The following is a 9,355-nucleotide window of genomic DNA, read 5'->3' on the forward strand; positions in this document are numbered from 1 at the left end:
TCTCGGATGCGATCAGGTCGTCGAGCGGACAAGGCAGATGTGACGAGGTGCAACGAATCGCGACGCCGTGGACATTCCAGAGTATGAGCGTCTCTGACGAAGCAGACTGGGCTCGCGTGCTGGCGGGCGAGGGTGACGCTTTCGGTCGAATCTTCGACCGGCACCGTGACCGGGTTCGTCGTCACGCCGTGGGACTCGCCCCCTCCCGCAATGAAGCGGAAGACGTCGTCTCGCTCACATTCCTCGAGGCGTGGCGCAAACGCGAGAAGGTACGGTTCGTCGACCAGTCGATACTGCCGTGGCTGCTACGGACCGCCACCTACACGAGTCTGAACATGGCGCGCTCAGAGAGACGGCATCGGATCGCGTTGAGCAAGCTTCCCATCTCCGACACCGCTTATGAGCCGTCGGAGTTCGCCGATGACGCACAGGTCTTCGCGGCGATGCGGCGGCTCTCGGCCCGAGACCAGGAGATCATCACGTTGTGTGTGCTCGAGGAGCTCTCCGCTGAGGAGGCCGCCTCCCTGCTCGGACTGCGGTCATCATCAGCTCGCTCACGACTGTCCCGAGCGCGAGCCCGGCTGCGCGACGAAATGCCCGAACCGAGACCACGCGGGGTCCGATCGAAAGGTGTGCCCAATGCCTAGTGAAGAAAGCACGCGTGACCAGGCGCAACGCCGCATGCTCGTTGCCCTCGCCGATTCTGCGCCACTGGCTCGTCGACGCCCCAGGGCGCTGCTCGCCGTGGCGGTCTTCGCTCTCTCGGGTGCCCTCACGGGCGCGGCGGTCTCGGCTGCGGCGCTGACTGCAGACGCGCCGAACGTCTCGCGGCAGGTGCCGACAACCGCAATGCTCTCCACTCTCGTGCCTGGCTCGACTCAACTGTTCGCGAAACCGTTCATCATCGAAAACGGGAGCGGCCCGGCGGCTCTCGATGTCGGGCCGGCGCCGGAAGGAGCTACCGAACTGTTCCTCTCCTTCGGGTGCCTCGACGCAGGTACGCACACCACCTCGATCGACGGCGTGGTGTCGAGCATCTTCGCCTGCGATGGTCCCAGCTTGGGATCAGGCGGGGGTCGCGCCGTGATCGGCGCAGGACCACACACAGTCCGCGTGGAGGGCGAGGGTGCCTACGTACTGTGGGCGTCCTGGTCCGCTCCGGCCGTGCCGCCGGAAGCATCCGCTGAGCAGTCCGCAGCCCTCGCTGATGGCGCCGTGACGGAGGCTGAATACCGTGAGGGGTTCGCGCGCTATCAGCAATGCATGGCAGACGCAGGCTATCCCGTCGACGTGGCTGACGCGCCGGGACCGTTGATCAGCTATACGACGAGCGGGGCGGCGCACGACTCGGGAGCCGAAGAGGCTTGCTACGCCGCCGACTTCAGATTGATCGATATGGCGTTCCAGGCTGCGAACAAGTAAACGCCGCCGGGGTCAGGCGGCGGACTCGCCCTTGAGTACGCCGTCGAGCCAGTCGTAGACCGCGCCATCCCAGACCTTCTGGCCGAGGCCTCCGCAGTGGCCGCCGGCGCCGCTCTCGGCGGTCAGCGTGATGCGGGTCGTGGGCGCGGTCATGGCGGCGGCCAGCGCATCCGCGCCGCCGGTGCTGGAGAGCGGGTCGCCTTCGCACTCGACGAGGAGGGTAGGGCAGGCGACCTGGCCCGCGACCGGTGTCATGTCGAACTCGCGGAGGGTCGTGAAGTACTCGGCCACATCGGTGAGGCCGTGGGTCGCCATCCGGGCTCCGAAGAACTCGCGTTTCTCGGCGCTCAGCCGCATCTCGAGTTCGATCGTGGGTGCGGCGAGACTTCCCGCGACGGCGGGGATGTGCAAGCCGAGATTCGGGTCGGGCGGGTCGCAGACGAGCGCGGCGATGCGGTGTTCGAAGGCGGCCGCACGCGGTGCGAGGTAGCCGGCGAAGGAACGCCCGAAGAGTACGAGCTTCGAGGCGTCGACGGTGGAGCGGGTGAGCAGCCAGTCGACGACGGGGGTGAGTACGGCCTCGAAGTCGGGCCGCATGAAAAGGCGATCACGGTAGAGCGCGCGCCCTTGGCCGGGGCCATCGAAGGTGAGCACGTTGTAGCCGCGCTCGAGGGCCCCGATCACGTAAGCAAGTCCGTCTTCAGCCGTCGAGTCGTATCCGTCGGGGGAGATGACCGTCGGGCGCACCTCGCCGGAGTCATCCGGACTAAAGAACCACCCGTGCAGCGTCGTGCCCTCGTAGGGGATCTCGACAGCCTCGCCGAACGCGACGCCGAGGTTCGGAGCAGCGGCGGCGAAGGTGCGCACGTGATCGGCGTAAGCATCCTGCGCCCGCGGGTCGTCGAGGTCGTGCCGAATGAAGAAGAACGCCTGCCGGTAGTACTCAGCGGCGCGCAGATAGGCGCCGCGTGCCGTCACGGAGTGGCCATCAGCTGCAGCGGCGGAAGCGGATGCCTCCACGTTGCGAGCGAGAGCCAGCCAGCCGCCGTACCACTTGTCCGGCGTCGCGTGGGCGCCGATGGCCCGCGCGGCCGAGAACGCCTCTCCGAGGTCGGATGCGCCGGCATAGACGGCCGCCAATGTTCTGGCGAACTGGTCGTCGAAAACGTCGTCGCGAAAGAAAATGGTGGGCGTCTTCGCCATCAGATTCCTGTCTTTCCTGTCTCTGTGGGGCGCATCACGCGCATCCGGAATCTAGATGCTCAGCGTGCGGCGGCCGCAGCCACGGCTTCGTCGTGCACCCGCGCCGGGTAGGTCTTCGAGACCACGGCGGCGAGACCGAGCGCGGCGAAGGGGATGACCCAGTAGCAGATGATCGAGAGCGCGTCGGCGTCGTCGCGGATGGTCGCGTTGCCGTCGACGATCGGCGGAATGGCCGACGACACAGTCATCACCGCGAAGGCGGCGATCCACACCCAGGTGAGCTGCACGGTGACGCGGCGGAACGAGTCGGTCTGCGCGATCTCGGGCGACACGGTTTCGAGGGCGTAGTCGCGCACGAAAGGCCGGCCGATGAGCACGCCGATCACGGCGATCACGAGGATCGCGGCGGTGCTCGCGGGCTGGAGCCACTTCTCGACGTCGCTGTCGTTGGTGAAGAGCGCGATCACGAAGCTGATGGCGAAGAAGACCAGGCCGCCGATCTCGAGAACCTTCGGGTGCCTTCCCTTGCGCTTGTCGACGACCAGCATGATGACGAAGATCACCAGCGCCACGGATACTGCCGTCAGAAAGCTGGTGTTGCCGATCAGTACCCAGTACACGATCCACGGTACGAAGCCGACGAAAATTCCCATTACAACCCCCCGATTGATTGACCAGAAACGACAGTAGTCGATTGGATGGTGCGATCGCGACAACGACAGGCCCCATCACCGCGGGGGCTTCGTCTGGTCGACGGCTCGTCGGGTCGGTCGGAGAATGAGTGAGAGGGGGTGCCATGGACATCAGCTGGGACGAATCGTTCTTCAGCCACGGCCAGATCGAGATGCCGACCTACTGGGTGTGCTTCTGGACGGCGGTCGAGGGCTCTTCGGCGATGCACGACCCCGTGAAGGTCGAGGGCGCCGAATCCGTGAACGAGGTCATCGAGTGGATCCACGCGACCCGCGGTTCTCGCGGCTATGAACTGTTCGTCGAGGCGAATGATCGAGTCGAGACGCGCGACTCGGGCTGGGTCGACAGGAAGCAGTTCGTGCGTCTGGCGGGCGACTTCCGGCCCGCCTCGACAGTCGTCGCAACATGGCTGTTCACGAAGGACGACTGATCGGAGGGTAATGGTGATGGTTCTCCGAAGAACTGGTGTCAATCAGTGGGACGGACAAAAGGGGCCGTGCAGAGCGCACGCCCGGTTGGGTGCCGCGAAGCGCTGCCAAGCACGATTCGCACTGTTAGGCCGCCACCGTGCGTTTCGAATGCGTCGATGGCTCCGCCCATCATCTCGACAAAGCGTCTGGAGAGGTACGATCCGAGGCCGGAACCGGGTAGCGTCGCTGAGTCTGAGCGCCAGAATCGCGTGAACAGGTGGTGCAGATCCTGCGCCGGGATGCCGGGACCATGGTCAATCACGGAAAGGGTGCCGGTGCCTGACTCATCGGAGAAGCGCACGGTGATCCGCCCACCCGCAGGCGAATACCTGTGCGCGTTACTCAACGTATTGACGATGACCCGTTTCAGGAGCGCCGCGTCGGCGAGCACGGAAACCTCGTGCGGGGGAAAATCCAACGAGATATCCGAAGGGCCGAGGCGGAGTTCCTCAATGGCTTCGAGAACCACCGTCGCCAGCGCAACGGGCGCCAGACGAGCGCCGACAGCGCCGAACTCGATTCTCGAGAGGTCCAGAAGCTGGTCGACCAGCGCTGACATGGTGGCCATGCTTTCGAAAGCCACTGTGTAGAGCTCTTGGCGGTTCGGCTGCGTAGACCAGTCCGAACCCACGAGGCCATACATTGCCGCCGTCGCTGAGGAGATCGGTTGCCGCAAGTCGTGAGCGAGGCATGCTAGGAGGTCGACGCCGAGGGAATCCTCGTGTCGTCCTGAATCCGTTTGCGCGTCCTCCGCAGTGAGCGCCTTGACCATGCGCCGACGCTACGGGCCTCCGGATACCCGTTGCTAGAGCAATTCGACTCAATTCGACGTGTGGAGTTGCGAATGCCCGCCGAGGAGACGCCGATGCCCACAGCATGCAGCTAGTTGTTCTGAAACCACATCACGATGGAGAGCAACGAGTAATTGGCGTAGATCAAGAGGGCGACAGCGACGACACTCGACATCGCCAAGCATCCCGTCGCAAACACAGCCCCCCACACTCCGCTTGGGAAAAGGGGATCATAATGGCGGAATCGATCTCCCCACCAGGCGAAGTTGGCGCCCGCAACGATGTTGAAGCAGCCTAGGACCACGACTAGGGAAATCCATTGCACTTGGATCAGAAGAGTCCACGACAAGATGATTGCCGCCAGTCCAGCGAGGGGCAGGAGGGCGCCGATCCACAGCAACAGGGTGCCCGAGTCCCTGACAGTCGCGCGACGCAGGTCATTCGCATTCACCAGGACTTCCGCATGCGCCCCAATAGCCGTCATGCGGCAAGTCTGCCAGCAGCCAAGTGGCGGAGTCTCATTTCAGGATGCCTCAGAGCTCATCCATCCACTCGCCCGGCGGTTGGCCTACGCGACTGGATAGTGCAAGGCCCGCGGGTGCCCCGTAGGTTGGTCAGATGCGTGCCATCGAGGTCGATGAAAGAGATTCGTCGTGGGAGAGCGACGATCCCCGGTACCGCCTGTACGTCTTCACGGGGCCGGGAAGTGCGGTCAGAACGATCGACTTCATCGACAGCCAGCTCCGCGACGTCGAATCGGCTGCGCAAACGGTCGGCGTCGACCAGCTGTGGTCGATCGCACTGGTGGTCGATGATCCACGTCGCGGCCGTGGCCTCATCTGGCTCGTCGGCACCGACTACAACTCGCCGCCGAGCAGTTCGCGAGAATGGCGAAATCGAGCGGAGATGCAGAATCGCTACCTGAGCAAGAGAGCACTCAAGAACCTGCCGCTGACCCTTCCCGATGGACGGCGAGTCATTCGCCTGTTCCCTGATTGGGGTGTCGAATGGCCGCTCTGGGAGAGCTTTTCCGCTTCGTACACGCTCACCGCGGATGACTTGGGCCTCACCCCCACGCTCGCGACCGACTTGTACGCCTGGAACCTGCGATGGCAGAGCCGAAGCGAAGACGACCCGATTCCTGACGGCTGGACCGAACAGGGCCGCGCTCTGCACGCCCGGCTCGAAGTGGAGCTTGAATCTGTGGCGGAAGTGCGACCCGATTTCGACCGATAGCCAGCCGTGGGGCGCGGTGCACGATCGTCTACCGGCGATGTGAAAGCGCAAGACCTGCGTCCGGTTGGTGGGGCGTGAGCGGCCCGCTCGAGCGAGGATCAGCGGCCGGCGATGATGCCTTGGATGACCTGGATGGCGACGGCGATGAGGAACGCGTTGTAGAAGAAGCTGGTCACGCTCTGGAGCAGAATCACGCGCCGCACCTTGCGCGAGGCGATCGTCGCTCCCGACACGGCGAACGAGGTGCCGACGGTGAACGCGAGATACAGGAAGTCGCCGAGGGTCGGGTCTTCGTCGATGCCGGGAAAACTGATCATGCTCGCTTCCGGCAGGCGTTCGTACACGCTCTCGTAGATCTCGGCGAAACCGGTCTGCAGCAGCACCCAGGCGACGATCACCCCGACGGAACCGAGCACGCCGACCAGCACTGCTCCGCCCTGGCCCGAACCGGGGGATGCCTCGGTGGTGAGCAGGGTGACGGCGGCGGCGACTCCGGTTCCGCTGGCGGCGATCGGCACGATCCAGGACAGGTACTCCAGCACGTTGGCCGGCAGGGGACGGCTGCCCGCCGGAGCGCGTCGGGTGGAGCGGTTTCGGAACTTCGTCAGTACGAGCACGAAGTAGACGATGGCGACGATCTCCCACGCGATCAGGACCGGCAGCACAGGAACCACGATGTAGACGATCGCCAGGCTCGAGATCACCGCGGCGACGGCAATGCTCGCCAGTTCGTCGCCCTTCCGGGGTGTCTGCGGCCGAGGCTCCGTCGAGGGCGTCATATTTCAGGAAGCCTTACGGCGAGAGACGACGGCAATCGAAGCGCCACTCGGCCACGAGGATGTGGCCGGCGGCGAATTCGTTCGAGCGCTCATCTGGTTACTCCTCCGGGGTGAAGCTGACCGATCCATCTCGCGCACTCGCGCAGCATCCCAGCGCTCGACGATTTGATGGTGCCGTCCCAGTATCGCAACGGCGCGAGCGCCTTCACCAGCCATCCGCGCGGGCGTGTGTACAACTCTTATTGCGCGAGGGCCTGCACCTGTTCGACGACCAGGTCGGGACGGGAGACGAATGGGTGGTGACCTGTCGGCAGCTCGACGCTCCGTGTCGCCCGGTTCGCGTGGAAGCGTTGCAGCCCGATCGAGGTGCTGCGGTCCTGTGCGCAGACGATGTAGGTCGAATCGACGCCTTGCCACCCTGCCGCGGTGGTCGGTGTCAGAAAAGCTGCCGCAGCTTGAGCGGTCACGCGCTCCCAGGCCTGGTTACGGGCGACGTCGTCGGCATCCTGAAGGAATCTGAACCCGAACGAGTCCGCATCGTAGCCGGACGCGCTCAGGGTGCCGTCGTCCCCGCCCACGACGGACACCGGGTCGCTCTCCCCGCTCATGATCGCGGCCTGCGACTGTCCGACGTCGGGCAGATACGACGACACGTAGAGCACATGCGAGACGGCAGGATGATGCCCCGCTTCGGCTATGACAGTGCCTCCATAGGAATGGCCGACGACGATCGCGGAGTCCACGTCGTCGAGCTCGCGGCGAAGCGCCGCCGCATCGGCCACCAGGCCGCCCGCGACCTCGTCGAGAGTGGTCTCGCCACAGGAGGGCAGCAGCACCGCTCGGCTCCGGATGCCGGTGCGCTCGTGAAGCAGGTCGGCAGTCCGCTGCCACCACCACTGCCCGTCCCGCACCAGGGCGCCGTGCACAAAGATCAATTCCATCGGGGTTCCTTCGTTCGGCCTTTTCCGTATCCAACGGTACATGTATCAGTTATTACGTGAAAAGATGACCCTGTGGGCAGGCAGCGGCAACCGGAGATAGCAGACCAGCTCCTCGAGAGGTGCACGGATTACGCATTGGAGTACGGGCTTCCCGACCGGCTCGATCCTCTCGTGCGTGCCACCGGAACGTCAGCTCGGATGCTTCTCTACCATTTCGGCACCCGGGACAAGTTGTTGCGGGCGATCCTGCGGCAGGCGCGACAACGCCAGCTCGACAGCTTCGGCGAGTTGTTGCGCATCCGCCCCGACGAGGTGTACACCGCCACTCTGGCTCGAGCATGGTCCGCGATGACCGGTCCCGAGGGGCGCCCGTACCTGCGCATGTTCAGTCAGTTACGGGAGAACGCGGAGCAGTCGCTCTGGCCTGGATTCCGGCGCATAGCGACCACCGACTGGCTGCAGCCGCTCGAGACCGGCCTGCGCAGCATCGGGCGACCCCAGTCCGCAACCCTCGTCCTCGCGGTGATCCGCGGCCTGCTGATGGACCTCGACGCCACCGCCGACACCGCCCGCACCGACCGGGCCTTCCACGAACTCCTCGACGCCCTGAGTCCCGCAGGGGATGTGAGCCCCTCTCCTCATGAATGACTCGTCACGGGCGCCCCGATATCCGATCGGCTTACGAGCACTGAATCGGCATCGCTACCACGCTCATGCAGAAGTACGCCCGCCAGGAAGCGAAAGCATGGAAGGGAATGTGGTCGCCTGTCCGCGGATAGCGTTTCGCGTATCCGCCAGTTGATCACGTCCAGGCTGTGAGCGGCAGGGATGAATCCTGCACGTCGGGCCGCTGTCGTGGCCGGCGGTTGGCCCGCTGGAAACAATCCGCTGCTGGGGTGGTGGCGCCCCGCACTGTTCGAGCGGCAGCACAGCGCTCGATGGCCGATCATCGCACCGATGCTGCTCGCCGTTGCGCTTGTCTGCAACCTCGCCGCCCAAGGAGATGCAAGTGCTAGCACCGGTCTGGGTGCTACCAGGCGACGGGGCCGTTGACGTCGGTGAAGGTTCCGGTGGGTCCGTCTGCGGGGATAGTGGCCATGGTCACTGCGGAGCGGGCTCCCTCGGTGGGGGTGGAGAGCCCGCGGTGGCCGTTGAGGTCGGTGGCAACGAAGCCGGGGCACACGGCGTTGACGAGGATGCGCTCGGAGACGAGGTCTCGGGCGTACATCATGGTCACCGCGGTCAGCGCGGTCTTAGACGGGACGTAGCCGAGGGCTATCGGGTCGGTGTTACCGAAGTCCGAGATCGAGGCGAGGGAGCCGGCGCTGCTGGAAACGTTCACTATGCGAGGCGAGTCGGATCGGCGCAGGAGTGGCAGGAACGCGCTTGTCACGGTGATGACGCCGAACACGTTCGTCTCGAATACGGAGCGGACGTGGTCCACGTCCGCAGTGCGAGGCAACTGGCCGGCGAAGTCGGCCCCAGGCTGCTGGCTGATCCCGGCATTGTTGATGAGCGCATCCAGGCGTCCGTGTTCGGCAGTGACTCTTTCGGCAGCGGCAACCACTGAGGCGGCATCGGTGACGTCGAGCGCGACGGAGGTGACTGAACCACCGGCGGCGCGGAGCTCTGCAGCTGTCTGTTCGCCGCGTTCAAGGCTGCGCGCACCGATGATGACGGTGTGGCCGAGCTGCGCCAGTTGCGCGGCGATCTCTCGGCCGATGCCTTTGTTGCCGCCGGTGACGAGGGCGATCATGGGGTTAGTCATGTGGGGGTCCTTTCGTGCCGCACGCTGCGCGCGGCGAGTGTTGAGTGGTGTG

12 protein-coding genes are annotated in these 9,355 nt (G+C 65.0%); 5 read left to right on the forward strand and 7 right to left on the reverse strand.

The annotated features are described in order from the left end of the window. The first annotated feature begins 83 nt into the window (after positions 1–83). On the forward strand, positions 84–647 hold the full coding sequence (locus N1027_RS11690; RefSeq protein ID WP_259508074.1) for an RNA polymerase sigma factor: 564 nt from the start codon (positions 84–86) through the stop codon (positions 645–647). Beyond that, positions 640–1,422 carry a hypothetical protein gene (locus tag N1027_RS11695; protein WP_259508076.1) on the forward strand — a complete coding sequence of 261 codons (783 nt, stop codon included), beginning with the start codon at positions 640–642 and terminating at the stop codon, positions 1,420–1,422. Before N1027_RS11690 ends, N1027_RS11695 begins: the two co-directional genes overlap by 8 nt. A 12-nt stretch (positions 1,423–1,434) precedes the next feature. Here the strand turns inward: N1027_RS11695 and N1027_RS11700 are convergent, their stop codons facing one another. Then, positions 1,435–2,625 carry an alpha/beta hydrolase family protein gene (locus N1027_RS11700; RefSeq protein ID WP_259508078.1) on the reverse strand — a complete coding sequence of 397 codons (1,191 nt, stop codon included), beginning with the start codon at positions 2,623–2,625 and terminating at the stop codon, positions 1,435–1,437. Between the two features lie 59 nt (positions 2,626–2,684). Next, complete coding sequence (locus N1027_RS11705; RefSeq protein ID WP_259508080.1) at positions 2,685–3,278, reverse strand: DUF3159 domain-containing protein; 594 nt, start codon at positions 3,276–3,278, stop codon at positions 2,685–2,687. 143 nt (positions 3,279–3,421) lie between these two features. On the opposite strand from N1027_RS11705, the gene N1027_RS11710 reads away from it, so the two are divergent. Beyond that, positions 3,422–3,748: a hypothetical protein gene (locus tag N1027_RS11710; protein WP_259508082.1), complete on the forward strand. Its 327-nt coding sequence runs from the start codon at positions 3,422–3,424 to the stop codon at positions 3,746–3,748. Between the two features lie 38 nt (positions 3,749–3,786). On the opposite strand, the gene N1027_RS11715 is transcribed toward N1027_RS11710, so the two are convergent. Further along, positions 3,787–4,560 carry a sensor histidine kinase gene (locus N1027_RS11715; protein ID WP_259508084.1) on the reverse strand — a complete coding sequence of 258 codons (774 nt, stop codon included), beginning with the start codon at positions 4,558–4,560 and terminating at the stop codon, positions 3,787–3,789. Between the two features lie 110 nt (positions 4,561–4,670). Then, the gene (locus N1027_RS11720) at positions 4,671–5,063 is read right to left on the reverse strand and encodes a hypothetical protein (protein WP_259508086.1); all 393 of its coding nucleotides are present in this window, start codon (positions 5,061–5,063) and stop codon (positions 4,671–4,673) included. A 134-nt stretch (positions 5,064–5,197) separates the two neighbouring features. On the opposite strand from N1027_RS11720, the gene N1027_RS11725 reads away from it, so the two are divergent. Beyond that, on the forward strand, positions 5,198–5,815 hold the full coding sequence (locus N1027_RS11725) for a hypothetical protein (RefSeq protein WP_259508088.1): 618 nt from the start codon (positions 5,198–5,200) through the stop codon (positions 5,813–5,815). 98 nt (positions 5,816–5,913) lie between these two features. On the opposite strand, the gene N1027_RS11730 is transcribed toward N1027_RS11725, so the two are convergent. Beyond that, complete coding sequence (locus N1027_RS11730; RefSeq protein WP_259508090.1) at positions 5,914–6,594, reverse strand: DUF1345 domain-containing protein; 681 nt, start codon at positions 6,592–6,594, stop codon at positions 5,914–5,916. A 239-nt stretch (positions 6,595–6,833) separates the two neighbouring features. Continuing rightward, positions 6,834–7,535 carry an alpha/beta hydrolase gene (locus N1027_RS11735; RefSeq protein WP_259508092.1) on the reverse strand — a complete coding sequence of 234 codons (702 nt, stop codon included), beginning with the start codon at positions 7,533–7,535 and terminating at the stop codon, positions 6,834–6,836. A 135-nt stretch (positions 7,536–7,670) separates the two neighbouring features. Between N1027_RS11735 and N1027_RS11740 the strand changes: the two genes are divergently transcribed. Further along, on the forward strand, positions 7,671–8,183 hold the full coding sequence (locus N1027_RS11740; RefSeq protein WP_259508094.1) for a TetR/AcrR family transcriptional regulator: 513 nt from the start codon (positions 7,671–7,673) through the stop codon (positions 8,181–8,183). A 382-nt stretch (positions 8,184–8,565) separates the two neighbouring features. Here the strand turns inward: N1027_RS11740 and N1027_RS11745 are convergent, their stop codons facing one another. After that, positions 8,566–9,303 carry an SDR family oxidoreductase gene (locus tag N1027_RS11745; protein ID WP_259508096.1) on the reverse strand — a complete coding sequence of 246 codons (738 nt, stop codon included), beginning with the start codon at positions 9,301–9,303 and terminating at the stop codon, positions 8,566–8,568. Positions 9,304–9,355: the final 52 nt, after the last annotated feature.

It is taken from the genome of Herbiconiux aconitum (assembly GCF_024979235.1).
Taxonomy (GTDB): Bacteria; Actinomycetota; Actinomycetes; order Actinomycetales; family Microbacteriaceae; genus Herbiconiux; species Herbiconiux aconitum.

Coding starts and splice junctions, on each gene's coding strand:
- N1027_RS11690 (WP_259508074.1), top strand. CDS start 84: ATGAGCGTCTCTGACGAAGCAGACTGGGCTCGCGTGCTGGCGGGCGAG.
- N1027_RS11695 (WP_259508076.1), top strand. CDS start 640: ATGCCTAGTGAAGAAAGCACGCGTGACCAGGCGCAACGCCGCATGCTC.
- N1027_RS11700 (WP_259508078.1), bottom strand. CDS start 2,625: ATGGCGAAGACGCCCACCATTTTCTTTCGCGACGACGTTTTCGACGAC.
- N1027_RS11705 (WP_259508080.1), bottom strand. CDS start 3,278: ATGGGAATTTTCGTCGGCTTCGTACCGTGGATCGTGTACTGGGTACTG.
- N1027_RS11710 (WP_259508082.1), top strand. CDS start 3,422: ATGGACATCAGCTGGGACGAATCGTTCTTCAGCCACGGCCAGATCGAG.
- N1027_RS11715 (WP_259508084.1), bottom strand. CDS start 4,560: ATGGTCAAGGCGCTCACTGCGGAGGACGCGCAAACGGATTCAGGACGA.
- N1027_RS11720 (WP_259508086.1), bottom strand. CDS start 5,063: ATGACGGCTATTGGGGCGCATGCGGAAGTCCTGGTGAATGCGAATGAC.
- N1027_RS11725 (WP_259508088.1), top strand. CDS start 5,198: ATGCGTGCCATCGAGGTCGATGAAAGAGATTCGTCGTGGGAGAGCGAC.
- N1027_RS11730 (WP_259508090.1), bottom strand. CDS start 6,594: ATGACGCCCTCGACGGAGCCTCGGCCGCAGACACCCCGGAAGGGCGAC.
- N1027_RS11735 (WP_259508092.1), bottom strand. CDS start 7,535: ATGGAATTGATCTTTGTGCACGGCGCCCTGGTGCGGGACGGGCAGTGG.
- N1027_RS11745 (WP_259508096.1), bottom strand. CDS start 9,303: ATGACTAACCCCATGATCGCCCTCGTCACCGGCGGCAACAAAGGCATC.